Source organism: Polaromonas hydrogenivorans (assembly GCF_040105105.1).
In the GTDB taxonomy this organism is placed as follows: Bacteria; Pseudomonadota; Gammaproteobacteria; order Burkholderiales; family Burkholderiaceae_C; genus Polaromonas; species Polaromonas hydrogenivorans.
The window spans coordinates 2,612,473-2,637,851 of sequence record NZ_CP157675.1; the positions used below are offsets into that span (position 1 = coordinate 2,612,473).

The following is a 25,379-nucleotide window of genomic DNA, read 5'->3' on the forward strand; positions in this document are numbered from 1 at the left end:
CTCTTGTTGCCAGTATCCGGCGGCCGCTGGCAGGCCAGGCCAGAATCTGGCATTTTTATGAATCAAATCAGCCTTTTGCGCACGCTGTACGTGCACTTACAGCTATCAAATCAGGAGTAGTTAATCCAGCTTGATACTTGCCTGGTCCACGACTTTTGCCCAGCGGGCTTTTTCGCGGTTGAAGAACTCGTCCTGCTGCACTGGCGTCATGGTCACAACCTCGGCGCCCTGCCCGGCCAGCTTGGCGCGGATGTCGGGGTTGCGGATGATCTTGATCAGTTCGGCATTGAGCCGGTTGATGATGGCGGCCGGCGTGCCGTTGGCCACCAGCAAGCCCTGCCAGGTGCCTGATTCGAACCCGCTCAGGCCTTGCTCGGCCAGCGTGGGCACGTTGCCGATCAGCGGCATGCGGCTGCCTTTGGAAACGCCCAATATCTTGAGCTTGCCGCTCTGCACAAAAGGCAGGGTGGCGAGCATGCCGTTCATCAGTATCTGCGTCTGGCCGGCAATGGTGTCGGTAATTGCCTGCGAGCCGCCCTTGTACGGGATGTACTGCCATTTGGCGCCGCTGGCGCGCTCGACCGCCACGCCGGCCAGGTGCGGCGCGCTGCCCATGGCGGTGACGGCAAAGTTCAGCTCGGTTTTTTTCGACAGCGCCACCAGTTCCTTGAGGTTGCTGGCCGGCACCGAAGGATGCACGACCAGCAGATGCGGCGAATACGCCAGCATGGTCACGCCGCGCAGGTCCTTGGTTGGATCGAACGGCAGCTTGGTGTACACCGACGGGCTGATGGCCAGCGCGCCGGTGTCGCACAGCAGCAGCGTGTAGCCGTCGGGCGCCGACTTGGCGACGTAATCGGCGCCCAGGTTGCCGTTGGCGCCGGCCTTGTTTTCGACGATGACGGACTGCTTGAGCGCCTCCGACAGGGGCTGGGCAATCGACCGGGCAATGATGTCCGAGGAGCCGCCCGGTGGGTAAGGCACCACCAGCCGGATCGGCTTGGAGGGCCAGTTTTGCGGCTGCGCGCCGGCCGCGCCGATGCCGAGGGCCAGTGAAGCGCCGATGAGATCACGTCGATTGATGGACATATTTGCCTCCTGAATGTTTTTAAATGAAGATGCCGGCTCAGGCAACTTCGTGGTTGGCCATGATTTCCAGGCTGCGCACCAGCGCCGAATGGTCCAGGTCCTGCATGCCGTTGGCGGCGCAGACCTGCATCAGCTGCGCCGCGCCGGCGGTTTGCGGCAGGGCCACGCCCAGGCTACGGGCACCGGCCAGCGCCAGGCTCAAGTCCTTCTGGTGCAGGCCGATGCGGAAGCCCGGGTTGAAGGTCCGCTTGATCATGCGTTCGCCATGCACTTCCAGGATGCGGGATGCCGCAAAGCCGCCCATCAGTGCCTGGCGCACCTTGGCCGGGTCGGCGCCGGCCTTGCTGGCAAACAGCAGCGCTTCGCCAACGGCGGCGATGTTCAGCGCCACGATGATCTGGTTGGCGACCTTGCAGGTCTGGCCGTCGCCGTTGCCGCCGACCAGCGTGATGTTCTTGCCCATCAGTTCGAACAGCGGCTTGACCTGCTCGAAAGTCGCCTCGGGGCCGCCGACCATGATGGTCAGGCTGCCGGCCTTGGCGCCGACTTCGCCGCCGGACACCGGCGCATCGAGGTAGTCGCAGCCGAGCTCATTGATCTTTTGCGCGAATTCTTTCGTCTCCATCGGCGAGATCGAACTCATGTCAACGACGGTCTTGCCCTGGCTCAGGCCGGCGGCCACGCCCTCGTCGCCGAACAGCACGGCCGCCACATCGGGCGTGTCGGGCAGCATCAGGAAGATGATGTCGGCTTTTTCGGCAACCTCTTTGGCCGAATTGCAGGCGCTTGCCTGGCCGGTCAGCAGGTCTGCGGGAACCTTGCTGCGGGTCGTCAGGAACACTTCATGCCCCGCCTTGATCAGGTGCGCGGCCATCGGCGCGCCCATGATGCCCAGGCCGATAAATCCAAGCTTGCTCATTGAAGGACTCCAGTCAAAATTTAAAAAGATGTGGCTATTCAGTTGCGATAGCGGTCGCACAGGGCCTGCGTGGCCGAGCGGAAGGCGCCCAGGTCGCTGCCGACGCCGACAAACGTCGCGCCCATCGCCAGGTAGCGGCGGGCGTCCACCTCGACCGGCGCCAGGATGCCTGCCGGTTTGCCGCAGGCCTTGGCGTCGGCGAACACCGCCGCGATGACCGCCTGCACATCCGGATGACCGGCATTGCCCAGGTGGCCCATGCTGGCGGCCAGGTCGGACGGTCCGACGAACACGCAGTCCACGCCGTCGATGGCTGCGATCTCGCGCGCGGCCGCCACGCCGGCCAGGCTTTCGATCTGCACCATCACGCAGATGTGCTCGTTGACCGACTTGAAGTAGTCAGGGATCGTGCCGTAGCGGTTGCTGCGCTGTGACACCGAGACACCGCGAACGCCCTGCGGCGGGTAGCGCGTGGCGGCAACCGCGCGCCGCGCCTCGTCGGCGCTTTCGACAAACGGAATCAGGAAGTTGTAGAAACCGGCGTCCAGCAGGCGCTTGATTTCCACCGTGTCGTTGCAGGTGGGCCGCACCACCGGCGCGCTGACGCTGTCCTTGAGCGCCATCAGTTGCGGAATGAAGGTCGAGACGTCGTTGGGCGAGTGTTCGGCGTCGAGCAGAATCCAGTCAAAGCCGGCCACGCCCAGCGCTTCGGTGGTGATGGCATTGGACAGCGACGACCAGCAGCCGATCAGCTTCTTGCCGGCCCGCAGGCCCTGCTTGAGGCTGTTTGGAAAACTCTGGTAAGGGGTGGCTTGTGTCATGGAACTTCTCCTTTTTTCAATCCGCCGGTCTGACCGGCCGGGCTGGTGGTGACGAATGAATAACCCGGCCGCTTGTCATCAAGGCAGCGTGTAGGCGGTCTTGACGATGGTGAAAAACTCCTGCGCATAACGGCCCTGCTCGCGCGAGCCGTAGCTCGAACCCTTGCGGCCGCCAAACGGGACGTGGTAGTCCACGCCGGCCGTCGGCAGGTTTACCATGACCATGCCGGCCTGGCTGTGGCGCTTGAAGTGAGTGGCGTGCTTCAGGCTGGTGGTGGCGATGCCGGCGGCCAGGCCGAACGGCGTGTTGTTGGCTTCAAACAGCGCTTCCTCGTAGCCCTTGACGCGGATGATGCTGGCGACCGGGCCGAACACTTCCTCGCGGTTGATGCGCATGTCGGCCGTGGTGTCGGTCAGCAGCGCCGGGGCCATGAAAAAGCCGTCGGTCGAGAGCTTCAGGCGCTCGCCCCCGGCCAGCAGCACTGCGCCTTCGGCCTGGCCGATATCGACATAACGCATGTCCTGCTCCAGTTGCGAGAGCGACGACACCGGGCCGATGTCAGTGCCGGCGGCCAGCGCATCGCCGACCTTGAGGCCGGCCATGCGGGCCTTCATCGCCTCGATGAATTTCGGGTAGATGCCTTCGGTGACGATCAGCCGGCTCGACGCGGTGCAGCGCTGGCCGGTCGAGAAGAATGCGCTTTGCACGCTGAGTTCCACCGCCTGGGCCAAATCGGCATCGTCCAGGATGACCTGCGGGTTCTTGCCGCCCATTTCCAGCTGGATTTTCTTGAGGTTGACCGCGCACTGCTGGGCAATGCGGGCGCCCACAGATTGCGAGCCGGTGAAGCTGATGGCATCGACCCCGGGATGGTTGACCAGCGGATCACCGATCACGCTGCCCCGGCCCATGACCAGGTTAAACACGCCAGCCGGAATGCCGCTGCGGCTGATGATCTCGGCCAGCGCCCACGCGCAGCCAGGCACCAGGTCGGCGGGCTTCATGACGACGCAATTGCCGTAGGCCAGCGCCGGGGCGATTTTCCAGGCCGGAATGGCGATCGGGAAATTCCACGGCGTGATGATGCCGATCACGCCGACCGGCTCGCGGGTGATTTCCACGCCGATGCCGGGGCGCACCGACGGCACGACTTCGCCCGTCAGGCGCAGGCACTCGCCGGCGAAGAACTTGAAGATGTTGCCGGCGCGGGTCGCCTCGCCAATGCCTTCAGCCTTGGTCTTGCCTTCCTCGCGGGACAGCAGCGTGCCCAGTTCCTCGCGGCGCGCCAGGATTTCGGTGCCTATCTTGTCGAGCGCATCGGCCCGCGCCTGGATGCCCGAGACGGACCAGGCAGGAAAGGCGGCGCGGGCGGCCTGCACGGCGGCATCGAGCTGCTCGGCGCTGGCTTGCGTGTACTCACCGATCACATCGCCCAGGTTGGACGGGTTGATGTTGGGCGTGTAGTTGCTGCCGGCCAGCCATTGGCCGCCGATCAGGTTGTCGTGTTTCTGGGTCATGTCGTTCTTGAAATGGGTTGATGGTGTGTTGACAGGGATTTGTTATTCAGGTCACCGGCGCCGGGTTGAACAGCACCAGGGCGTTGTGCAGCTTCCAGTGCTCGGCCCAGGTTTTCTTGCGGCCGCTGGCCACGTCCAGCATGAACTGGAAAAGTTCGCGGCCCACGTCTTCAATCGTGGCGTCGCCATCGGCGATGCGCCCGGCGTTGATGTCCATCAGGTCGTGCCAGCGCCGCGCCAGGTCGGTGCGGGTCGCCACCTTGATCACCGGCACCTCGGCCAGTCCGTAAGGCGTGCCGCGTCCGGTGGTGAACACATGCAGGTTGATGCCGGCGGCCAGTTGCAGCGTGCCGCAAATGAAATCGCTGGCTGGCGTGGCGGCATAGATCAGGCCTTTTTGCCTGACCTTTTCGCCCGGCGACAGCACGCCGCTGATGGGCGCGCTGCCCGACTTGACGATGGAGCCCATGGCCTTTTCGACGATGTTGGACAGCCCGCCCTTCTTGTTGCCCGGCGTGGTGTTGGCGCTGCGGTCCACGCGGCCTTTTTCAAGGTAGGCGTCGTACCAGGCCATTTCGCGGATCATCGCCTGGGCGACTTCGGGCGTCGTGGCGCGCGAAGTGAGCTGGTCGATGCCGTCGCGCACTTCGGTGGTCTCGGAGAACATCACGGTCGCGCCGGCGCGCACCAGCAGGTCGGTACAAAAACCGACCGCCGGGTTGGCCGTCACGCCCGAGAACGCATCGCTGCCGCCGCACTGCACGCCGACCACCAGTTCGCTGGCCGGAACGGTTTCGCGCCGGCGCGCATCGAGCCGCTCCAGATGCAGTTCGGCCGCACTCATGATCGAGTCGATCATCGACATGAAGCCGACATGGTGTTCGGACTGCAGGCACACCACATCGAGCGGCGCCTCCGCAGTGACGCCCACATCGGCCACGTTGCGCTCGTCAACAATCGGGATGGTGCCGGGCGGCAGCAAACGCTCGGGCTGCAGCTTTTCGCAGCCCAGGCTGACCACCATGACTTCGCCGCCGAAGTTCGGGTTCAGCGTGATGTTGCGCAGGGTGCGGATCGGGATGATCGCATCCGGCGCGTCAATCGCCACCCCGCAGCCGTAGCTGTGCTCCAGCCCCACCACGTCGTCCACATTCGGGAAACGCGGCAGCAGCTCGTCCTTGATGCGCTTGACAGCAAACTCCACCACGCCGGCCACGCACTGCACGGTGGTGGTGATGGCCAGGATGTTGCGGCTGCCGACCGATCCGTCGGCATTGCGGTAGCCCTCGAAGGTGTAGCCTTCCAGCGGCGGCAAAGGCTCGGGCCTGACGGTGGCGATGGGCAGGTTGTCCAGCCCGCGCGCGGCCGGCATGTCCAGCAGCCGCTCATGCACCCAGCTGCCGGCCGGGATGTCCTTCAGCGCGTAGCCGATGGGCACGTTGTAGCGCCGCACGGTGCTGCCCTGCGGCAAATCGACCAACGCGACCTTGTGGCCTTGCGGCACCTTGTCGCGCAATGTCAGCCCGGAGGCAAAAACGGTGCCCGCAGGCAGGCCGCCGTCATTGACGACGATGGCCACGTTGTCGGCCTCGTGCATGAGGATGTAGCGGGGCTGAGAGCTTGGCAATGCAGTCATGCGAAAGGCTCCGGTTAGTCAGTTACTGCGGGCCGAGGCTCTTGATCAGCACGGCCAGCTCTTCCATCTCGGCCGGCTTGAGGTCGGTCAGGGGCGGACGCACCGGGCCGGCGTCATGGCCGACGATGGTGGCGCCGGCCTTGACGATGCTGACCGCGTAGCCAGGATTCTTATTGCGAATCGCCAGGTAAGGCATGAAGAAGTCTCTCAAGAGGCGGTGCTGTGTGGCCAGGTCGTCGCTGGCAACCGCATGGTAAAAATCCATCGCCGTTTTGGGGATGAAGTTGAACACCGCCGACGAATACACCGGCGTGCCCAGCGCTTTGTAGGCGGCTGCATAGACCTCGGCCGTGGGCAGGCCGCCCAGATAAGAAAAGCGGTCGCCCATCTTCATGAAGATCGACGACATGGTTTCGATGTTGCCCACGCCGTCCTTGAAGCCGATCAGGTTCGGGCAGCGGTCGGCAAGAATAGCCAGCGACTCGGGCGTGAGCTTGCAGACGTTGCGGTTGTACACAATCACGCCGAACTTCACGCTCTTGCAGACGGCCTCGACATGCGCAATCAGCCCTTCCTGGCCAGCTTCCATCAGGTAGTGCGGCAGCAGCAGGATGCCGTGGGCGCCCAGGCGCTCGGCTTCCTGCGCGCAGGCAATCGCAAAACGGGTCGGGCCGCCGACGCCGGCAATGATGGGCACCTTGCCGGCGCAGGTATCGACCGCCGTCTTGATGATCAGCGGGTATTCGTCGCCTGTGAGCGAGAAAAACTCGCCCGTGCCGCCGGCGGCAAACAGCGCCGTGGCGCCGTAGGGGGCCAGCCATTCGAGGCGCTCGATATAGGTCTTGGGACGGAAGTCGCCCTGCGCGTCAAAGTCGGTGACGGGGAAAGACAGGAGGCCGGAGCTGACGATGGTTTTGAGGTCTTGCGGATTCATGAAAAGTTCTTCGAGGAAAAAAAAGTTGAGTTGAAATGCGCCGAAGCAATAAAGCGCCGGATTTACTTGGTGATCAGGTTGGGCAGCCACATCGAGAATGCAGGCACATAGGTCACCAGCAGCAGGCAGATGCCCAGCGCGCTGTAGAACGGCAGGATCGAACGCATCACCTGCCCGACCGATATCCCGCCTATCGCGCAGCCGACGAACTGCACCGATCCGACCGGCGGCGTGTTCAGGCCCAGCGCGCAGTTGATCAGCATCACGATGCCGAACTGGACCGGGTCCATGCCGAACTGCATGGCAATCGGCATGAAGATTGGCGTGCAGATCAGGATGGTCGCGGCCATGTCCAGGAAGGTGCCGAGGATGAACAGCAGCACGTTGATCATGAAAAAGATGACCCAGGGCTCGCTGCTGACCGACTTCATCATCTCGCCGGTCAGTTGCGGCACCTCGTACAGCGCCATGAAGTAGCCGAACGCGTTCGAGATGCCGATCAGCAGCAGAACCACGCCGGTGGTCTTGCACGCCTTGGCGCAGGCCGTCATGAAGTTTTTCCAGGACATCGTGCGGTAAACCACTGCCGTGATGAACAGCGCCCAGGCCACGGCAATCGACGCCGACTCGGTCGCTGTGAACGCGCCGGACAGGATGCCGACCAGGATGATCACCACCACCAGCAGGCCCGGCAACGAGGCACCGAAGGCGCGCATGACTTCGCCCCAGCCGGGGAAGGCACCGCGTGTCGGATAACCGCGCTTGACCGCCACGTAGTAGGCCGCGCCCAGGTTGCACAGCGTCAGCAGAATCGCCGGTACCAGGCCCGCCAGGATCAGGCTCAGCACGCTGACCGAGGCGATGCCCGAGGTCGCCAGCGTGAAGATGATCATGTTGTGCGAGGTCGGCATGATGGCGCCGACCAGCGCGGCGTGCGTCGTGACGTTGACCGCGTAATCGGCGTCGTAGCCTTCCTTCTTCATCAGCGGAATCATCACCGAGCCGATGGCCGACACGTCCGCCAGCGGTGAGCCGGCCACGCCGCCAAACAGCGTGCAGCCGATCACGTTGCTCATGCCCAGGCCGCCGCGCACATGGCCGACCAGGCTGTTGGCAAAGCGAACGATGCGCTCGGCGATGCCGCCGTAGAGCATCAGTTCGCCGGCGAAGACAAAGAAGGGAATGGCGAGGAAGGAGAAGATCTGCATGCCGCCGACCATCTTCTGGAACACCACCGCGACCGGCAGGCCGGCGGCAAGGATGGTGGCCACCGACGACAGGCCAATCGCGAACGCGACCGGCACGCCGATGATCAGCAAGAGCGTGAAGCTCAGGGCGAGTACGGTCAGTTCCATGCTGGCTCCACTTCCTGACCGCGCAGCAGCGCAATCACATGTTCAATCGAAAACAGCACGATCAGCACGCCGGCAATCACCAGCGGCAGGTAGTCGATGCCGTCGGGGACGGGCATCATGGGTTTTTTCTCGTCCCATTTCGCCATCATCCACAGCCAGCCGCCATGCACCATCATCGCGCCGAAGAGGCCGACCAGCCCATGGATCAGGATTTCAATGCGGTGCTGCCATTTTTCGGGCAAGAGTACGACCAGCGATTCCAGGCCGATGTGGCCGGCGTCGCGCACACCGACCGCCAGGCCGAAGGCCGTGACGAACAGCACCAGCAGCAGGGCCAGCGCCTCGGCCCAGGTGGGCGTGTCGTTGAGGACGTAACGCCCAATCACCTGCCACTGCACGCACAGGACGACTGCGAGCAGTCCTATGACGGCCAGGATCAGGCTGATCTTGGACAGCATCGCGCAAAATTTTGTATAGAAGTTCATGTTTTTCGCCTTGCCTTGTCGCGGCGCCCGCCCCCAACACAGGGACGAAGCGCTGCCCATCCCCTGGCGTGGCGCCGGAGGACGGGGGCTTGCTGGCTGATGGTTACTTGGTGTCCTGAATGGACTTGACCAGGCGCTTCATGTCTGGCGTGACAATGAACTTGTCATAAACCGGACCCATCACGGCCTGGAACGAAGCCTTGTCCACCTCGACGATCTGGGCGCCGCCGGCCTTGACCACCGCCAGCGACTTGGCTTCCTGCTCATCCCACTTCTTGCGCTGCACCGCCACAGACTCCTGGGCCGCGCTGCGAATCATGTCCTGGTCGGCCTTTGGCAGCTTGTCCCAGATCACCTTGGACATCAACAGCATTTCAGGCGCCATCGAGTGCTCGGTCTTGGAGTAAAACTTCACCGCTTCATAGTGCTTGGAAGTGTCGAACGACGGGATGTTGTTCTCAGCCGCGTCGATCAGGCCGGTCTTCAGGCCGGTATAGACCTCGCCGAAGGGCATCGGCGTTGCGTTGCCGCCCATGGCGCCAATCAGCGAAACCCACAGGTCGGACTGCTGGACGCGAATCTTCAGGCCCTTCACGTCGGCCACGGTCTTGATCGGCTTCTTGGCATAGATCGAGCGTGCGCCGCTGTCATAAAAAGCCAGGCCGATGAAGCCCTGGGCTTCGCAATCCTTCAGGATTTCCTGGCCGACCGGGCCATCCAGCGATTTACGCATGTGCTCGACCGAATGGAACAGGAAAGGCATGGTCGGAACCTGCGTCTTCTGGCAGATCGCATTCATCGGGCTGATGTTGACGCGGGTCAAATCGAGCGCGCCAATCTTGACTTGGTCAATGGTTTCCTTCTCGGTGCCCAGGGCGCCCTTGTTGAACACCTTGATCTTGTATTTGCCACCGCTCTTTTTCTCCATCACATCGCTCATGTATTTCACGGCGACCACGGTCGGGTAGTCGTCGGCGTTGTGGATATCGGCGGAGCGCAAAGTAGCGGCGGAACTGGCCATGGGGGCCAGGGTCAGCGCGGCGGCGACAGCCAGCAGTGTTTTTTGAATCGTCATGTCATCCTCGATCTAGTTGGTGGTGGAAAAAGTTTTAATCAATTCAGGCATGCGGGCTCGGGCAGTCCGCGCACGCCGGGGCGCAGCGCAAACACACCGCCGGCCAACGGCTGGTCAGATAAATCGATGCCTTCGGGGCGAATCGATGTCACGAACAGGGTGTCCAGGCCGGCGCCGCCAAAGGCGCACATGGCCGGTTTTTTCACCGGCACGGCCAGCGAACGGTCCAGCTTGCCGTCAGGCGTGAAGCGGTGGACCAGCCCGGCATCGTTGCCGCAGATCCAGTAGCAGCCGTCGGCATCCACCGCCGCGCCGTCGGGCCGGCCGGGCAGCGGCTTCATGTCGATGAACAGGCGGCGATTGGAGGGCGTTCCGCTGTCCAGGTCGTAGTCAAAAGCCCAGACCGACTGCACCGAAGGATGCGAATCCGACAGGTACATGGTGCGGCCATCGGGACTGAAGGCCATGCCGTTGGGCGTGATGAAGCCGTCCAGCAGCTTCGTCAGTCCACTCTCTTTTTGATAGCCATAGACGCAACCAACACTTGCGCCAGCAGCCATATTCATCAACATTGTTCCGGCCAGGAAGCGCCCCTGGCGGTCGCAGCGGCCATCGTTGAAGCGCATGCCCGGCAGGGCATGGCTGACGGGTGCGAGGCTTTCAAAGCCAAGCTGTCCGTCGTCTTGAAGCTGTAGCTTAAAAATTCCGCTTTCTGCGCCGGCAATCCAGCCGTTCGATCCGGCCATCATCGCCACGCAGGCCAGCATTTCAGGCGCCAGCCAGCAGCTAGCTTCGCCGGTCGCCGGCGTCCAGCGGCACAGCTTGCGCGCCGGAATATCGACCCAGTACAGCGCCTGCTCCGCGCCGTGCCAGACCGGGCTTTCACCCGTTCCATTGCGCGCGTCGAGCACCAACTCTGCCTTGATGAAGTCGCTGCTCATGCTCGTTCAGCCGCCAAACGGTCCGGCCACCACGAAGCCGCCGCCCTGGTACTGGGCCACCGGATCGTTCAGGTCGGGGTTGGCGGTGCGCGCATAAACGGCGTCGCGGAACACATCCGAGCTGTCCTGCGGCACATAGCCGATATGGCGGGCGCGGCTGTTGTCCCACCAGGTCACGGCGTTGTCGGACATGCCGAAGATGATGCTGTGACCCAGCACCGGCGTCGTGAGGCAGGCGGTGATCAGGCGGTGCAGGTCGTCAAAGCTCAGCCAGGTGGCCAGCATGCGGCGGTCCCTGGGCTCGGCAAACGAGGAGCCGATGCGCACGCAGGCGGTTTCGATGCCGTAGCGGTCGAAGTAAAAGCGCGACAGGTCTTCGCCGAAGGCCTTGCTCAGGCCGTACAGGCCATCGGGCCGGGCCGGATGGTCGGCGGTGAGGGTCTGGTCTTGGCGGTAAAAGCCGGTCACATGATTGGAACTGGCGAACACCACGCGCTTGACGCCGTGCTTGCGGGCCGCTTCATACAGGTTGTAGGCGCCCAGGATGTTGGCCTGCAGAATCGGGCCGAACGGGCCTTCGACCGACATGCCGCCCAGGTGAACGATGGCGTCCACGCCCTGCACCATGGCGTTAACCGCCGCCGCATCGGCCAGATCAGCCAGTATGATTTCCTCGCCTTCAAGCGCATCGCCAAAAGCCTGGACATCGGACAGCCGCAGGACTGAACAATTGGCTTTGAGTCGGTCGCGCAAGGCTTTGCCCAGACCACCGGCGGCGCCGGTCAATAGCAGCTTGTCGTGAACTTTGATGGTCATTTTTTTAAAGGCCGTTTAGTTGTAAAACACTGGACTTTTTCATCCACTTTGTTAGAGTCAATTCATTCAAACATCTGTTGTACGTTGTCTGATGACTCAAATTGTCTAAGTACTTCCCACACATGTCAATAATTTTTAAATGAACTCATGGAAAACCCCTAGTCCGGCCAAAACCGGCGATGCCCGTTCAGCCCTTGAGACACCACCGCGCGCTCGCCGACCGCGCGGGCTGGTGGGAGAAATCGTCGAAAGCCTGGCGGCCAGCATTCACGCAGGAGAACTGCAGCCCGGCGAGAAGATGCCGACAGAGGCAGAAATCATGGCCCGGTTCGATGTCAGCCGCACCGTGGTCCGCGAGTCGCTGTCCAAGCTCCAGGCGTCCGGGCTGGTCAAGACCCGGCATGGCATTGGCACCTTTGTACTATCGCCCCAGGCAGCCGGAAACTTCAAGATAGCGGCCGATGACTTCGCCACGATTGCCGATGTCATTTCAGTGCTGGAGCTGCGCATCAGCCTTGAAACCGAGGCGGCCGGCCTGGCGGCCCAGAGGAGAACGCCGGAAAACCTGCTGGCCATGGAAGCCGCCCTGCACGCCTTCCGGGACTCGATTCAGCGGGACTCCGATGCCGTGCCGCCCGATTTCCAGTTTCACATGGAAATTGCCCGCTCGACCGGCAACCGGCACTTCGCCGACCTGATGACTTACCTGGGCACCATGATCATTCCGCGCACCCGGGTCAACACGGCGCACAGCGCGCCCGAGGGGCGCCTGAACTACCTGCAGCGCGTCCATACCGAGCATGAAAGCATCTACAACGCCATTCGCGACCAGGACGCGGAAGCGGCCCGTGCCGCCATGCGGACCCATCTTTCCAACAGCCGCGAACGCCTGCGCCGGGGCAACAACGCACACACCCTGCAGCCGTCGGCAGACATGAAGACACCCTTTTCAAGCCCGTGAATTGAATTCAAGGCAGAGCGTAAAGTAGGTTGTACGACAACATGTCTTTTTACATTTTGACTCGCAAAATCCCAGCCGCTAAGCCGAACACCCGATTTCCAGTTCCAGCCCCTGCGCCGGCGGCGTGGCGTAGTGCTCCGCCCCCGGCTGCTCGTCAAACGGCCGCGCCAGCACGGCCAGCAGGCGGTGCAGTTCCACGCTCGATCCGCGTTGGGCGCCCTCAATCGCGGCCTGGGCCAGGTGGTTGCGCAGCACGTAGCGGGGATTGACGCGGCGCATCGCGCTGGCGCGCCCGGCAGGCAGGCCGCCTTCACTGGCCAGGCGGGTGCGCCAGTCATTGAGCCAGTCGCGCAGCACGGCGTCCTGTCCGGCGGGCAGACAGATCAGCGCCTCGGCCGGGTCTGTTTGAATGGCGTCGGCCAGGCGGCGAAAAGCCAGCGTGAAATCGGCCTTGCCGCGCTGCAGCAGCGTGAGCCAGCGGTTCAGCAGGCCGGCATCCCCGGCGCGTGCGTCGCGCAGCCCGAGCTTGGCGCGCCAGCGGCGCATCACTTCCTGGCGGTACACCTCGTCGTAGCGCGCCAGCAGCGCCTGCGCCAGATGGCTGGCGGTTTCGGGCTGCGGGGCAAGCAGGCCTGCGCAGGCGTCGAGCAGGCGCTCGCAGTTCCAGCGCCCGATGGCCGGCTGCGCGGTGTAGGCGTAGCGCCCTTCGTGGTCGGAGGCGTTGCAGACATGGTGCGGGCGAAAGCGCTCCATGAAGCCGTAAGGGCCGTAGTCCAGCGTCAGGCCGAGCACCGAGAGGTTGTCGGTGTTCAGCACGCCGTGGCAAAAGCCCAGCGTCTGCCAGTGGGCGAACAGCGCGGCCGTCAGCTCGACCACCTCGGCCAGCCAGGCGGCATGGCGCTGGCGCGGGGGCTGGTTCGCCAGATACGGAAAGTGGTGCTCGATGACGTGATCGGCGAGCAGCGCCAGCTGCTGCGGCGTGCCGTGGCGGGCATGGAATTCGAAATGGCCAAAGCGCACAAAGCACGGCGCGGTGCGGCCCAGCACGCCCGCCGTCTCCAGCATGTCGCGCTGCACCGAGAGACTGGAGCCGGCCAGCGACAGGGCGCGGGTGGTCGGCACGCCCAGCGCATGCAGCGCCTCGCAGGCCAGCAGTTCGCGCACCGACGAGGCCAGCGTGGCGCGGCCATCGCTGCCGCGCGCATAGGGCGTGGGGCCGGCGCCCTTGAGCTGCAATTCCACCGGACTGCCGTCGGGCGAGCGCCATTCGGCCAGCGTCAGCACGCGGCCATCCCCGAGCTGGCTGACCCAGACGCCAAACTGGTGACCGGCATACACCGACGCGCTGGGCATCTGGCCGGGCCAGGCGGCGTTGCCGGTCAACAGGGGCAGCGCGGCCGGGCTTTGGCACCAGCGCGGGTCCAGCCCGATCTGATCGGCCAGCGCGGCATTGAAATACAGCCGCTGCGCGTCCGGCAGCGGCAGCGCCGCCACCGCCTGCCCATAGGCCAGGCCAAGCGCGGCAAAGCGGGGCTCGCCAAGGGGAAGGTTCACGACGCCATTCGGAACAGCTCCGGCTGGCTTTGCTGATAGACGCGCAGCCACAGCAGCGTGGCGGGCACCAGCGCTTCGCAGGCAAACCACAGGGCATCGTCGAGCGCTTCGCCGGGCGGGCCGCAAAAGCGCGGGCGCATGGCATCCCAGCCGCTCCAGTCCAGCTCGGGCATCTCGCTGCGCGCACCGGGCTCGACTTGCCAGGCGCTGTCGGCCAGTGTTTTGAGCTGGCGCAGCACTTCGATGCGGGTCAGGCGCGAGCGCAGCAGCTCGTCCCGCTCCAGCCCTTCAATCAGGATGGAAATGGCGGTGCCGGCCTGTTCAATCAGGCCCAGCAGGGCCGTGGTGATGATGGGGGTCATGGTGCCTTAAACGGTCTGCGCCGCGCCGCAGGCGGCCAGCAGCCGCGTGTTGAGTTCGAGCGCGAACTCGCGCCAGGCGGCGCCCAGGTCGAGCGTGATGGCGCGCAGCATGCCGGCATCGGGCTGGTGGTCGAGCGGAAAGTTCGACAGCGCGCAGGAGGTGCCGTTAAAGCTGAGCGCGGCCTCCAGCAGGCCTTTGTTCCAGCCCTCGAACGGCGCCAGCAGTGCCGCCGTCAGCGCGTGGCGGCCATTGACCACTTCTGCGCTGGTCGCGTCCAGCGCGGGCAGCAAATGGTCGAGGCGGGCCAGGGACTCGCTGTACACTTGGTCGGCCGTGGCCAGCAAGGCGCGCTGCGTGAGCAGATCAGACTGCTGGCTGGAAAGCAGCCGGGTCAGGTGCAGCCGGTAGCGCTCGGGCGCGATGCCGCGCAGCGTCAGCACGCTGGCCGAAAAAGCGCCGACGGCCTCGGCACGGGCGCCGTCGGCAGGCCGCGCCAGATGCACGGCGGCCAGCGCCTGCGCGCTGCTGGCGCCTGGCGTGGGGCGGCGCAAGGCGTGGGCGATACGGTCGGCCGATTCGAGGGCGCCTTCCATGTGACCGGCGCCGTGGGCCGCAGTCTCGCTGCCCCCAAAAAACACACGGCCCGCCCACTGCGGCTGGCGCAGCAGCGGATTGGCCTGCGGCGGCTCGGGCGGACTAGCACGGTCGGCGGCGCTGCAGGTCCAGGGCTCTTCGGCCCAGTCCTGCACGAACTGCTGGCCGTGCTGCGCCTCGGGGCCGTAGAGCTGGGCCAGCTGGCTGTCGATCAGCATCGGCAGGCCGCGCCTGAAATTCTCGCGCTGGGCGGCATTCAGGGCGATGAAGCCGCCAAGTGCGCCGGCGCTGCCTTCGCTGGCGTCAAACACTTCGCCCAGCACCGCCTGGGCGTGGCGCACAAAGGCATTGCCGGAATGGCCTGCCGTGCGCCAGAAGGGCTGGGAAAACGTCGTCACCGCCTTGGCTTGCGCAGCCATCCAGGTCGGTGTGTCGGCCAGCGCCTCGGCCACGGCGGCGGGCAGTTCGGGGTCAAACTGCAGCCGCTCATGCACCAGGCGCGGCGGCAGCGCCAGCACCACCTGGCGCGCCCGCAAGGGGTGGCCGGTGGCGGGCAGTAATTCAATGAAGGCGCCCCGGTCGCGCAATGCGCGCACCGCAACGCCAAGGTGCAGGGAGCCCTGCGGCAGCCCGGCTGCCAGGGCCTGGACCAGTCGCGCCGCGCCGCCCTCGATGCGGCGGGCGTTGGCATGCACGCCGCCGGCTTCGATCCGGCGTTCGGGTTCGCGGTTGGGGTCGGTGAGCCACAGGGCGTCACCGGGATCAGCTTGTGGCTGACTGGCCAGCCTAAGTTCGCCGAGCAGCGCGGTGATGCGCGGCTCAGTCTCGGACCAGAACCAGGCCGGACCAAGGTCCAGCGCCTGGCCGGTGGTGTCGCAATGCCGGGTCTGCACGCGCCCGCCCAGGCGGTCGCGGGCTTCAATCACTTGCACATCCAGGCCGCGCGCCGCCAGCACACGCGCCAGCGCCAGCCCGCACAGGCCCGCGCCGACGATGGCGACATCGAACACACGGGCCGAGGAAAGTGGAACGATGGCGACCATGATGTCAATCCTTTGGCTTTTAGTTATCTGGCAAGTAATAACTTCCCGTCCGTCATTCTCGCGAAGGCGGGAATCCAGCAACGCGGGCTGAAATGCTCAGACGAGTCTGGATACCCGCCTTCGCGGGTATGACGACGCAGGGAAGTTATTGCTGACCGTGTCCTTAGTCAGTCAGGCAATCAGTTCAACGGTGATCGGCTCTGTTCCCAGCACGGCCTGGCAGGCCAGGCGGGAGTTGGAGCTGATGCCGACCATGCCGTCGAGCTTTTCGTTTTCCGCGGGCCTGATCTTGGACAGGGTCTTGCGGCCTGACGTGACGAAGACGTGGCAGGCTTCGCATTTGGTTTCGCCACCGCATTTGCTCTTGATCGGCTCGCCGACCGATTGCAGGGCCTTGAGCAAGGTCGTGCCGGTCGCGACTTCATAGGATTTGCCGGAAGGCATGACGGTCATGGTCGTCATGGTGGTTTGTGCGGATTCAGGGGTAAGTGTCGTCATGATGATTTTTAGGAAGGGTGGGTTGATGAAAAGGAAAGGGAACGGAAAAAGGATGAAAGTCTTCAGGCGGCCAGCGCGGGCTGCATGGTGTCCATCAGCGCATCGGCAAACTGCGCCAGCGGCAGGTTGATGCGCGTGATGCCCTGCTCCTGCAGAAAGCGCGCCTCCATGCGGGTGGGTTCTTCGGGCAGCACGGCCCAATGGCGGTCGGACGAGCGCTTCATGATCTGGCGGGCAAAGCAGCGCGTCAGCTGGTCGTCAAAGCGGCAGCCCAGGAACAGGAAGTTGCGGCCGGTGCGCCAGGCCTGCACGGCGGCCGGAATCGGCGTCTGGATGTCGATTTCGGTCAGCACTTCAACATAGTCGCTGTCGGACACCAGAAAGTTTCCCGCCGGGCCGTGGCTGCCGATGGGCTTGTAGAGAATGCGGCCGGCATCGGCTGGCATCTCGGGCAACACGGCGCCATCGTCGCCATAGACGCCGGTCCAGTGGCCAAAATGCTCGGACTGCGACAGGCCCTGCACCTGCACCCAGTCGCCTGGGGACTGGGTTTGCGCCAGCGCGGCGGCCATCGTGTCGTCATACCAGGTATCGACCCACAGCCCGGCACCGCTGCCGGCCAGCGCGAGGTGAAAGGCCGAAGGAACAGGCGTGGCGGCAAAGGCCTCGTTCATCAGATGCACCACCGATTTGCGGTGCTTGAAGTTCTCGATGAACTGCGCGGCCTGGGTCAGGCGCTTGCGGATCTTGTGCGGCACGCTGACCTTGGAGGTCATGATCTCGGCCAGTGCCAGCGGGGTGGCCGGCACCTTGAGGTCGCTGCACAGCGACAGCATGTCAGGCCCCAGATAGGGAATGACGGTGCCTGCATCGAGCTGTTGGGCAATATCGCGGATCAAAGCGTTCATGGTGAAGTCCTCAGAGGTAAATGGCTGCGCCGGCACCGACATTGGTCGCGGTGTCCTTGAGCGTCGTGACGATGTACTGGACCTGGGTTTCGTCGAGCTGGGTGTGCAGCGGCAGCGCCAGGGCGCGGTCGCCGATGCGGTCGGTGTCGCGCAGCAGGCCACGCTGGCGGCCGATGGTTTCGCCCGCATTCATGTAGTAATACTGCTGGTGCAGCGGATGGCTGTAGGCGGCGGTTTCGACGCCGCTGGACTTGAGGTCGTCAATCATCTGCGCCCGGGCGCTGAGCGTGAAGCGCTTGCCCAGATGCACGACGTAGAGCATCCAGTTGACTTCATCGACGTTCTCGCTGATGTAGGGCGGCTTGACGCCCTCAAAGCTCTCCATGTGCGCCAGATACCAGCCTTCGGCTTCCTTGCGCAGGGCCAGCCGCTCGTCGAGTTCGGCCAGCTGCGCCAGGCCCAGCGCGGCGGTCAGCTCGCTCATGCCGGCCTGCAGCGGCACCCGCGAACCGACAGACACCGAATTGCGGTCGGCAATGCGGCGCTGGCGCAGGTAGCGCAGCTCGTGGATCAGCTCGTCGTCATCGGTGACCAGCATGCCGCCTTCGCCGGTGCATAGCGCCGAGGGCAGGGAAAAGTCAAACACCGCCACGTCGCCAAAGCTGCCCACGGTGCGGCCCTTGTAGCGCGAGCCCAGGGCTTCGGTGCTGTCTTCGATGAGTTTCAGGCCGTGGGCGTCGGCCAGCGCGCGCAGCGGCTCCCAGTCGGCCGGGTGGCCATTGGTGTTGCCCGCCAGGATGGCGCGGGTTTTCGGGGTGATCTTGAGGGCGGCTTTTTCGGGGCTCAGGCTGCCGGTCCAGTAGTTGATGTCGGCAAACACCGGGGTGGCGCCGGCCAGCGTGATGGCCTGCGCCACCTGGTGCCAGGCGTGCGAGGTGCAGATCACCTCGTCGCCGGGGCCGATTCCCATGGCGCGCAATGCAATCCAGGTGCCCAGCGTGCCGCTGCCCACGGCCACGGCGTACTTGCGCCCGGCCCAGCCGGCAAAGGCCTGCTCGAAGCCTTCGAGCATCGGGCCGTCGCCCCAGCGGGTTGACTGCAGCACGGCGCAGACGAGTTCAATCTCGCGGTCGCCGCATTCGGGTTCAAACAGGGAGATGGCGTCGATTTCCATGGTGTCAGTCCTCCTGCGTCAGGATCAGTGCGGTCGCCTCTTCGGGCTGCTGGGTGATGGACCAGCAGTGGCCGTTGGAGGTGCCTAGATAGACGCGGCGCTTGCCCAGCAGCAGGGCTGGGGTCTCGTCGCTCATGTCCATCGCATCGACCAGCACGACACGCATGTCCGGGTCGCGTGCGCGCCAGAGCGTTGCCGCGTCGCGCAGCGATGACGCCGCGCCAATCACTTCGCCGGCATCACGCAGGTAGTCAGGGGTCATGGCCATCGCGGTGCTCCTTAGTCCTCAGTCACCGGGAGGCGGCGCGCTTCGACGGTGATCGGCAGCGGCGTGTCGGCGGGCATGGCGGGCAGATCGAACTGCCAGCCGTTGCCCAGCGTCACCAGACCGCCCCACATGCCGGGGTTGACCATGCTGATGATGGGCTCCTCCAGATCTTTCTTGGGCACATAGCCGGTCAACGTGCCCTTGCTGTCTTTGCGGATCATCAGTTTCATCTTTGGCTCCTGGTAGGTATCAACATGGTTTTAAGAGTTCGCTTTAAGGAGCAATCAACATTTCTTCCTGCAGCAGCGGCTTCAGGAGCGGCGGCAGCAAGGCAAGCAAGGAAGCCACGTCTTCGGCCGTGGTGGTGCGGCCCAGCGACAGGCGCACGGCGGCCAGCGCCTCGTCGGCGGGAACGCCCATCGCCGTCAGGACATGCGAAGGCTCGCTGCCGCCGGAGGAACATGCCGCGCCCGACGACGCGGCCACGCCCAAGCGCTCCAGCCGCTGCAGCACCACATCGACCGACAGCTGGCCAAAGCGCAGGTAGCTGGTTCCGGGCAGGCGCGGCACGCTGCGGCACCAGATATGGGTGGCTGGCAAGGCGCGGATCAGTCCGGCTTCAAGCTCGTCGCGCAGACTGGCCACGCGGGCCGCTTCCACGCTCACATCGCCCAGCAGGTCCAGCGCCGCCGCCAGCCCCACAATGCCGGCCAGGTTCTCGGTGCCGCCGCGACGGCCGCGCTCCTGGCTGCCCAGCGTTTGCGCGATGAAAGGCGTCCCCTGGCGCAGCAGCAGCGCGCCCACGCCCTTGGGGCCATTGAACTTGTGCGCCGACAGCGACACGGCATCCGCCCCGCAGGTGGAAAAAACAAACGGCTGCTTGCCGATGAACTGGGTGGCGTCCACATGCAGCCGCGCCCCGGCGGCCTGCGCCAGCGCGGCGACTTCGGCCACCGGCATCAGGGCGCCGGTTTCATTGTTGGCGGCCATCAGCGAGACCAGCGCCACGTCGGGGCCGATCAGCGCGGCGGCTGCGGGCAGATCCAGCCGGCCATCGGCCAGCACGGGAAGAAAATCGACTTGAACGCCGCTCTCGGCCAGCGCACGCGCCAGGCGCAGGTGGCCCGCATGCTCGATGCGGCTGAACACGACACGGCGCCGCTCAGGGGCGGCGGCAGCCAGCAGGCCGCGCACGGCCATGTGGTTGGCCTCGGTGGCACCGCTGGTAAAAATGACTTCGACGGGCTTGCAGCCCAGCACCCGCGCCACCGCGCCTCGCGCAGCGCCCAGGGCGCGCCTGGCTTCCTGCCCCGGTCCGTGCTGCGAGGAGCTGTTGGCCCACAGGCCTGAGAGCACCGGCAGCATGGCCGCGATGACCGCAGGCGCGGGCGGCGTGGTGGCGTTGTGGTCGAGGTAGATCATGGTGATGGCCAGAGCGTCGTCAATTCAGTTCAGGGCCAGAACTGGCGTTCGTTGTCCACGCACAGGGCGTCGAGCAGCTCGTCCAGCGGTTCATCCTGAAACCGTGGCACCCAGGCGCCACGGGCATGGTCACGCGCCGACAGGCTCCAGCGCTGGCCCGCGCCGGGCGCCAGCAGCGCGATGTCGATCACGCCGCCGCTGGGGTCCACGTTGCGCGAGCAGCACGGGCTCTGGATGCGAAAGCTGTCGCCTTCGCGCAGCACCAGCGGCTGCACATAGCGGTAACGCACGCGCTCACGCAGTGCCCGCTCCAGGCGGTGCAGCATGAAGTCGCGAACCTGGCCGCTGGCAGAGGCAGCCACCGCCACCGCCGTGTTCACAGTCCGTCCTCGGTCTCCGGCAGCAGTCCGTGCGGCGCGGGAACCAGTTCAATTTCCAGGCAGCCGACCACGCAGCCGTCGAACTCCACCAGGTACACCGGCTCGTTCAGATCCGACGCATGGCCGATATTGACGATTTCGCCGACCGAGCCGCGTGCGGCCAGCAGCGCGTCCACCGCGCGCTCCGGGTGGCTGCCGTCGTTGACCAAGTCATCCAGCGCAATCACGCGCTGGCCCCAGGCGTAGGCCGGTTCGCGGGGCTCGACACCCGGCATGGCGTTGGCATTCACATTGGCGTTCATGACTTCTCCTCAAGTGGTTGGGCATTTCCGAGTGTCTGCAGCACGCCGGCTTTTGCGCCGAGCTGCTCCAGCACGTCGTCGGGCAGGTTGTCCAGCGTGCAAAGCTCCTTGGCCCGCATCCCCACGCGGTGGCCGGAATCAACAAAGTCCACGGCGTAGATGTAGAACTGCTGCAAAAAGGTGTTGATGTTGATGACGTAGCCGATCTCGCCCTTGTTGACCAGCACTTCGCCGATGTCGCGGCCGTTGTAGGTGCCGTCGTTGCGGATGACCGAGCGCGCAATCACCCGCTCGCCATACTTGAAGCGCGGCGGCGAGGCAAGTTCAATTTCGTTGTCATCGCGGTTGATATCAGCCATGTGCCACTCCCAGTTGAATTACCTCGTGCCCCAGCCGCTCGGCAACGGTCTGGCGAACTTCAGAATCTTCGTCGCCCTGCAAGGCCGCCAGCACGGCCGCATCGCCGCGCTGGGCCACTTCCCAGCGCACGCGCCAGTCGGTGTCGGCCGCCAGGCGGGACAGCAGCGGCGCGGGCAGGCGCTCGGCGACGATGCGGCGCACCTCGACTTCGGTGTCGTCGGCCATGCGCAGCAGGGCCGGCATCTCCAGGCGCTGGGCCACGCGCATGCGCACGGCCCGGTCGCGGTCGCTGGTCATGAGGGGCAAAAGGGCCAGCGGCATGCGCAACGCCACCAGTTCGCGCACGCCATAGTCTTCATCGTTGCGCATGCTGGCCAGCGCCGTGGGCGACAGGCGCTGCGCGACACGGATGCGCACTTCGCGATGCGGGTCGTTGGCCAGCCGGATCAGCTGCGCCAGCGGCAGGCGCAGCGCGATTTGCAGGCGCACGGTCTCGTCGGGGTCATCGACCATCGCCAGCAGGCGAAACACGCTGGCATGGCGCGCGGCAATGGCGCGCACTTCAAAATAGGGATGCTCCAGCTGCGCATCGCCCAAATCGGGATGCCAGTTGAAAAATCGGTCGATGCGCCGGGCATAGACATCCTGCATGCAGGCGTGGCCGGGCTCGCAGCCCTGCTCGCCCGGCTGAGTGCGCAAGGCCGCATAGCAGCAGTCACCGCATTGGAGCGGCCCGCCCTGCCAGTGCTGGGGGGCAATGTCGCCCGCCGGGGCGCGCGAACTGGTTCCGCCCAATGCGGTTCCCCTAAAAGGGGCGCCCGGCGTGTTCATAGCGCCGGTCCGATGCCACTCCAGCCGCGCACCGGGTAGGCTGAAAGTGAATCTTCGGCCTCGCCGGCCTCATGGCGGGCCAGCACCTGCGACAGCAAGGCGCCGCCCACCCGGTCCTGCGGGTCCAGGCGACGCAACTCGCCGAGCATCAGCCGGGCTTCTTCAAAGTCGTCCAGCCGCAGGTTCAGATAGGCCAGGCCCTTGAGGGTAAACAGGTAAAAGCGCACGGCGGCATCATCGCGCGCCGCCTCATCGCTGGGCGGATGATCGCCAAAATCGGGGCCAAGCGCATTGCGCGCAATCGCCAGCGCATCTTCGCCGGCGGCGCGCGCCAGGGCCAGCTGGTGGCCATAAAAGTAAAAGCGGTACAGCGCAATCAGCGGCACCGGGTGGCGGGGCGCCGCCGCCCGGGCCTGCTCCAGCAAGGGCAGCGCCTGCTGCGGCAGATGGCGCAGCAGCCCGGCCTGTTTGATCAGCGCCTCGACCTGCGGGCTCAAGCCGCCGCCGATGGCGCTGTCGGCAAACGCCGCCAGGTTGTCGTCAAAGCCCAGGCTTGCTGCATCCATGGAACTGCCCCTTGGGTGCTGGTCGCTCAGGAAGCCAGGATCGGGGCGGCCGGACGGCCACGGCCGATGGCGCTGATCTCGATCCTGGTCACGCCGGACGGGGGCGCCGCCGTTTCAGCGCTGCTGCAGCCGCAGGCGGCCTGGTTGGGATTGATGAAGGACAGGCCCGACTGGGTCGCCGTTTCCGTGAAATCAATCGTGATGCCTTCGAGCATCAGGCGGCTTTCGGCGCCCAGGAACAGACGCACGCCACCGACTTCGAGCATTTGCTCGCCCGTCTGGGGAGCCGCCTCGGCGCTGAACTCTGACGAGTAACCCGAGCAGCCGCCCGGGGTCACGGCCAGGCGCAAACCGGCGCCCGCAGGCAGGCCGGAGAAACGCACGATGCGATTGATGAACTTCGCGGCGGCGGGGGTGATGGTGACTTTGGGCAGCATGGTTTAAATCCTTTTGTAAGGCGGAATCAGATCTTGACGATGCAGCCATCCACCGGGCAAACGGCGATGCACTGAGGCTCATCAAAGTGACCCTCGCAGTCGGTGCATTTTTTCGGGTCGATGACGTAGGTGCCGCCTTTTTCGCGGATGGCGACATTCGGGCATTCAGGCTCGCAGGCGGAGCAGGCGGTGCAGGTGGAGGCGATGATCTTGAGTGGCATGGTGGGTCTCCGATAAGGTTGGGGGTGAAAAACTTTAGGCGGCTTCGGCCAGACCGGTGAAAGCGCCCTGGCGAATCTGCGCGTCGCCACGGTTCTGGTGAACCACGGCGCCGCTGGCGATGCGGCTGCGGTAGTCGTTGAACCAGCCCAGCGCGGCTTTTTCAATGAACTCGCCGACATACTGGTCAACCGCCTCGATGCCGGCGGCGGTCAGGTCATCCTTCGGGCAGGCGCCGATCTTGGCGACCAGCACCGCATGGCAGTCGTTGATGGCGCGAACCACCGATGGCAGCTGCTCGTCGTCGCCCTCGCCGCCCTGGCAATACTGGTCCACGCGGCGGTGGCCGACGAACAACGCTTCGGCGGCCGAGACCTGAAAGACCTGGAATTCAGTGACGTGGCCGAAGTGCTCGTTGACGCGGCCGCCGCCCTTGGTGGCCACGGCCACCAGAACCTGCAGGTCATCGCCGGCCATCAGCGCGCTGGACGCAGCCAGCGCTTCCTGCTTGGCGGCATGCTGGGCCTGGCGCTCGACCTCGACCTTGTCCTGGTAAGTCTTGCGCTTGCCCAGGTCATAAACGACTTCCATCTGCTCTAACTTGTCCATGGTGAACTCCTCGCTGCGGTCTTCGCCCAGCAGGCCGACGGCATCGGCGCGGCACTGGCGGCAGTGGCGCATCAGGTTGGCGCCGCCCATGCAGGCGTCCTGCACGGCTTTCAGCTCGGAAGCCGACGGGCCGCGCTGGCCGGTCAGGCCGAACACCGTGCCATGCTCGGCTTCGGAGATCAGCGGCATGATGTTGTGCAGGAAGGCGCCGCGCTTCTTGACTTCGCGGTTCACTTCGATCAGGTGCTCGTCGTTGATGCCGGGAATCAGCACCGAGTTGATCTTGGTCAGCACGCCGCGCGCGGTGAGCATCTCCAGGCCCTTCATCTGCTGCTCGTGCAATATCCTGGAGGCTTCATAGCCGGTGATGCGCTTGTGGTTCCAGAAAATCCACGGATAGATTTTTTCGCCGATGGCCGGATCGACCATGTTGATGGTGATGGTGACGTGGTCGATGTTGTACTGGCAGATTTCATCGACCAGCTCGGGCAGCGCCAGGCCGTTGGTGGACATGCACAGCTTGATGTCGGGCGCCTGCTCCTGCAGCATGCGGAAGGTGTCGAAGGTCTTTTTCGGGTTGGCCAGCGAATCGCCGGGGCCGGCCACGCCAAGCACCGTCATTTGCGGAATCTCGCTGGCCACGGCCACGACCTTCCTGACGGCCTGCTCGGGCGTCAGCTTTTGCGAGACCACGCCGGGGCGCGATTCGTTGCTGCAGTCGTATTTGCGGTTGCAGTAATTGCACTGGATGTTGCAGGCCGGCGCCACGGCGACGTGCATCCGGGCGTAGTGGTGGTGGGCTTCTTCGGAGTAGCAAGGGTGGTTCTTGACCTTGTCCCAGATCTCTAGCGGCATGTCGTCGGGGCCGGCTGACGTTCCGCAAGTGGCCTTGCTTTCGTCATCGAGCGTATCGCAGCCGCCACTGCTTTTCGGCAGTTCGAGTGCGGCCCCCAGGGGTTTGATCTGACCTATGCTGACATAGGTTGTGGCGGGCATGGAACCGGTGTTTGCGCTTGCTTGCATGGAAACCCTTTCGCGACCGACCATGGCCGCATGGGAGTTCTATAGCTAAATCCATGCCAGCTAAAAAATCCTTATAAATCAATGAGTTGAAGGATTTGTCGGATGTGTCACATGCGACATGGCGCACAATTTTTTCAAGCTGTTGTCAGTGATGCGACAAAGGCCACAAGACTCTGTGGCGCTTCGTGGTTGGGCTGGCTTTGCGTGGTTGGGCTGGCCGGGAGTCGCCCGGCAGCGACTCACTTTTCTTTGCTTCGCCAAAGAAAAGTAAGCAAAAG

Annotated in this window: 29 protein-coding genes; 1 reads left to right on the plus strand and 28 read right to left on the minus strand. The window is 64.7% G+C overall.

The window, feature by feature from the left end:
* Positions 1–120: 120 nt before the first annotated feature.
* The 11 genes from ABLV49_RS12535 to ABLV49_RS12585 all read right to left on the minus strand — a co-directional run bounded on the left by ABLV49_RS12535 (position 121) and on the right by ABLV49_RS12585 (position 11,589).
* Positions 121–1,089: a Bug family tripartite tricarboxylate transporter substrate binding protein gene (locus ABLV49_RS12535; protein ID WP_349276820.1), complete on the minus strand. Its 969-nt coding sequence runs from the start codon at positions 1,087–1,089 to the stop codon at positions 121–123.
* 37 nt (positions 1,090–1,126) lie between these two features.
* The gene (gene glxR, locus ABLV49_RS12540; RefSeq protein WP_349276822.1) at positions 1,127–2,008 is read right to left on the minus strand and encodes a 2-hydroxy-3-oxopropionate reductase; all 882 of its coding nucleotides are present in this window, start codon (positions 2,006–2,008) and stop codon (positions 1,127–1,129) included.
* A gap of 38 nt (positions 2,009–2,046) precedes the next feature.
* Positions 2,047–2,829: a 2-dehydro-3-deoxyglucarate aldolase gene (gene garL / locus ABLV49_RS12545; RefSeq protein WP_349276824.1), complete on the minus strand. Its 783-nt coding sequence runs from the start codon at positions 2,827–2,829 to the stop codon at positions 2,047–2,049.
* Between the two features lie 78 nt (positions 2,830–2,907).
* Positions 2,908–4,347 (minus strand): aldehyde dehydrogenase family protein, encoded by a 1,440-nt coding sequence (locus ABLV49_RS12550; RefSeq protein ID WP_349276826.1) that lies wholly within the window; start codon positions 4,345–4,347, stop codon positions 2,908–2,910.
* Between the two features lie 46 nt (positions 4,348–4,393).
* Positions 4,394–5,983 carry a galactarate dehydratase gene (gene garD / locus ABLV49_RS12555; protein ID WP_349276827.1) on the minus strand — a complete coding sequence of 530 codons (1,590 nt, stop codon included), beginning with the start codon at positions 5,981–5,983 and terminating at the stop codon, positions 4,394–4,396.
* Between the two features lie 22 nt (positions 5,984–6,005).
* Entirely contained in the window at positions 6,006–6,917 is a 912-nt protein-coding gene (gene kdgD, locus ABLV49_RS12560; protein WP_349276829.1) for a 5-dehydro-4-deoxyglucarate dehydratase, read from the minus strand.
* 62 nt (positions 6,918–6,979) lie between these two features.
* Positions 6,980–8,272: a TRAP transporter large permease gene (locus ABLV49_RS12565; protein ID WP_349276831.1), complete on the minus strand. Its 1,293-nt coding sequence runs from the start codon at positions 8,270–8,272 to the stop codon at positions 6,980–6,982.
* Positions 8,263–8,757 carry a TRAP transporter small permease gene (locus ABLV49_RS12570; RefSeq protein WP_349276833.1) on the minus strand — a complete coding sequence of 165 codons (495 nt, stop codon included), beginning with the start codon at positions 8,755–8,757 and terminating at the stop codon, positions 8,263–8,265. Before ABLV49_RS12570 ends, ABLV49_RS12565 begins: the two co-directional genes overlap by 10 nt.
* A 103-nt stretch (positions 8,758–8,860) precedes the next feature.
* Positions 8,861–9,832 carry a TRAP transporter substrate-binding protein gene (locus ABLV49_RS12575; RefSeq protein WP_349276835.1) on the minus strand — a complete coding sequence of 324 codons (972 nt, stop codon included), beginning with the start codon at positions 9,830–9,832 and terminating at the stop codon, positions 8,861–8,863.
* Positions 9,833–9,870: 38 nt separating this feature from the next.
* Positions 9,871–10,773 (minus strand): SMP-30/gluconolactonase/LRE family protein, encoded by a 903-nt coding sequence (locus ABLV49_RS12580; RefSeq protein ID WP_349276837.1) that lies wholly within the window; start codon positions 10,771–10,773, stop codon positions 9,871–9,873.
* A 6-nt stretch (positions 10,774–10,779) separates the two neighbouring features.
* Entirely contained in the window at positions 10,780–11,589 is an 810-nt protein-coding gene (locus ABLV49_RS12585) for an NAD-dependent epimerase/dehydratase family protein (RefSeq protein ID WP_349276838.1), read from the minus strand.
* Positions 11,590–11,728: 139 nt separating this feature from the next.
* Between ABLV49_RS12585 and ABLV49_RS12590 the strand changes: the two genes are divergently transcribed.
* Positions 11,729–12,550 carry a FadR/GntR family transcriptional regulator gene (locus ABLV49_RS12590; RefSeq protein ID WP_349276840.1) on the plus strand — a complete coding sequence of 274 codons (822 nt, stop codon included), beginning with the start codon at positions 11,729–11,731 and terminating at the stop codon, positions 12,548–12,550.
* A 78-nt stretch (positions 12,551–12,628) separates the two neighbouring features.
* Here ABLV49_RS12590 and ABLV49_RS12595 read toward each other — a convergent pair whose 3' ends face one another.
* The 17 genes from ABLV49_RS12595 to nifB form a co-directional block, all read right to left on the minus strand.
* Positions 12,629–14,104, minus strand: a complete 1,476-nt coding sequence (locus ABLV49_RS12595) for a protein adenylyltransferase SelO (RefSeq protein ID WP_349276842.1) — start codon at positions 14,102–14,104, stop codon at positions 12,629–12,631.
* Positions 14,101–14,466 carry a hypothetical protein gene (locus tag ABLV49_RS12600; RefSeq protein WP_349276844.1) on the minus strand — a complete coding sequence of 122 codons (366 nt, stop codon included), beginning with the start codon at positions 14,464–14,466 and terminating at the stop codon, positions 14,101–14,103. The genes ABLV49_RS12595 and ABLV49_RS12600 overlap by 4 nt, the downstream gene beginning before the upstream one ends.
* A gap of 6 nt (positions 14,467–14,472) precedes the next feature.
* Positions 14,473–16,104, minus strand: coding sequence for a flavin monoamine oxidase family protein (locus tag ABLV49_RS12605; RefSeq protein ID WP_349276846.1), 1,632 nt, complete (start codon positions 16,102–16,104; stop codon positions 14,473–14,475).
* A 171-nt stretch (positions 16,105–16,275) separates the two neighbouring features.
* On the minus strand, positions 16,276–16,602 hold the full coding sequence (locus tag ABLV49_RS12610; protein WP_349276847.1) for a 2Fe-2S iron-sulfur cluster-binding protein: 327 nt from the start codon (positions 16,600–16,602) through the stop codon (positions 16,276–16,278).
* 62 nt (positions 16,603–16,664) lie between these two features.
* Positions 16,665–17,510, minus strand: coding sequence for an SIR2 family NAD-dependent protein deacylase (locus ABLV49_RS12615; protein ID WP_349276849.1), 846 nt, complete (start codon positions 17,508–17,510; stop codon positions 16,665–16,667).
* A gap of 10 nt (positions 17,511–17,520) precedes the next feature.
* A complete protein-coding gene (locus ABLV49_RS12620) occupies positions 17,521–18,684 on the minus strand; it encodes a DegT/DnrJ/EryC1/StrS family aminotransferase (protein WP_349276851.1) in 1,164 nt (387 codons plus the stop codon).
* Positions 18,685–18,688: 4 nt separating this feature from the next.
* Complete coding sequence (locus tag ABLV49_RS12625) at positions 18,689–18,952, minus strand: hypothetical protein (protein ID WP_349276853.1); 264 nt, start codon at positions 18,950–18,952, stop codon at positions 18,689–18,691.
* 11 nt (positions 18,953–18,963) lie between these two features.
* Positions 18,964–19,182: a putative nitrogen fixation protein NifT gene (gene nifT / locus ABLV49_RS12630; RefSeq protein WP_349276855.1), complete on the minus strand. Its 219-nt coding sequence runs from the start codon at positions 19,180–19,182 to the stop codon at positions 18,964–18,966.
* Between the two features lie 43 nt (positions 19,183–19,225).
* The gene (locus tag ABLV49_RS12635) at positions 19,226–20,374 is read right to left on the minus strand and encodes a cysteine desulfurase family protein (RefSeq protein WP_349276857.1); all 1,149 of its coding nucleotides are present in this window, start codon (positions 20,372–20,374) and stop codon (positions 19,226–19,228) included.
* 29 nt (positions 20,375–20,403) lie between these two features.
* Complete coding sequence (locus ABLV49_RS12640) at positions 20,404–20,754, minus strand: hypothetical protein (RefSeq protein WP_349276859.1); 351 nt, start codon at positions 20,752–20,754, stop codon at positions 20,404–20,406.
* On the minus strand, positions 20,751–21,056 hold the full coding sequence (locus ABLV49_RS12645; protein ID WP_349276860.1) for a nitrogen fixation protein NifZ: 306 nt from the start codon (positions 21,054–21,056) through the stop codon (positions 20,751–20,753). Before ABLV49_RS12645 ends, ABLV49_RS12640 begins: the two co-directional genes overlap by 4 nt.
* Entirely contained in the window at positions 21,053–21,415 is a 363-nt protein-coding gene (locus ABLV49_RS12650; protein WP_349276862.1) for a nitrogen fixation protein NifZ, read from the minus strand. The genes ABLV49_RS12645 and ABLV49_RS12650 overlap by 4 nt, the downstream gene beginning before the upstream one ends.
* Positions 21,408–22,247, minus strand: coding sequence for a 4Fe4S-binding leucine-rich repeat protein (locus ABLV49_RS12655; RefSeq protein ID WP_349276864.1), 840 nt, complete (start codon positions 22,245–22,247; stop codon positions 21,408–21,410). Before ABLV49_RS12655 ends, ABLV49_RS12650 begins: the two co-directional genes overlap by 8 nt.
* Entirely contained in the window at positions 22,244–22,813 is a 570-nt protein-coding gene (locus ABLV49_RS12660) for a hypothetical protein (RefSeq protein WP_349276866.1), read from the minus strand. Before ABLV49_RS12660 ends, ABLV49_RS12655 begins: the two co-directional genes overlap by 4 nt.
* Before the next feature lie 26 nt (positions 22,814–22,839).
* On the minus strand, positions 22,840–23,250 hold the full coding sequence (locus ABLV49_RS12665; protein ID WP_349276868.1) for a HesB/IscA family protein: 411 nt from the start codon (positions 23,248–23,250) through the stop codon (positions 22,840–22,842).
* Between the two features lie 26 nt (positions 23,251–23,276).
* Positions 23,277–23,471 (minus strand): 4Fe-4S binding protein, encoded by a 195-nt coding sequence (locus ABLV49_RS12670; protein WP_011800976.1) that lies wholly within the window; start codon positions 23,469–23,471, stop codon positions 23,277–23,279.
* Between the two features lie 34 nt (positions 23,472–23,505).
* Entirely contained in the window at positions 23,506–25,101 is a 1,596-nt protein-coding gene (nifB, locus tag ABLV49_RS12675) for a nitrogenase cofactor biosynthesis protein NifB (protein WP_349276870.1), read from the minus strand.
* Between the last annotated feature and the right edge of the window lie 278 nt (positions 25,102–25,379).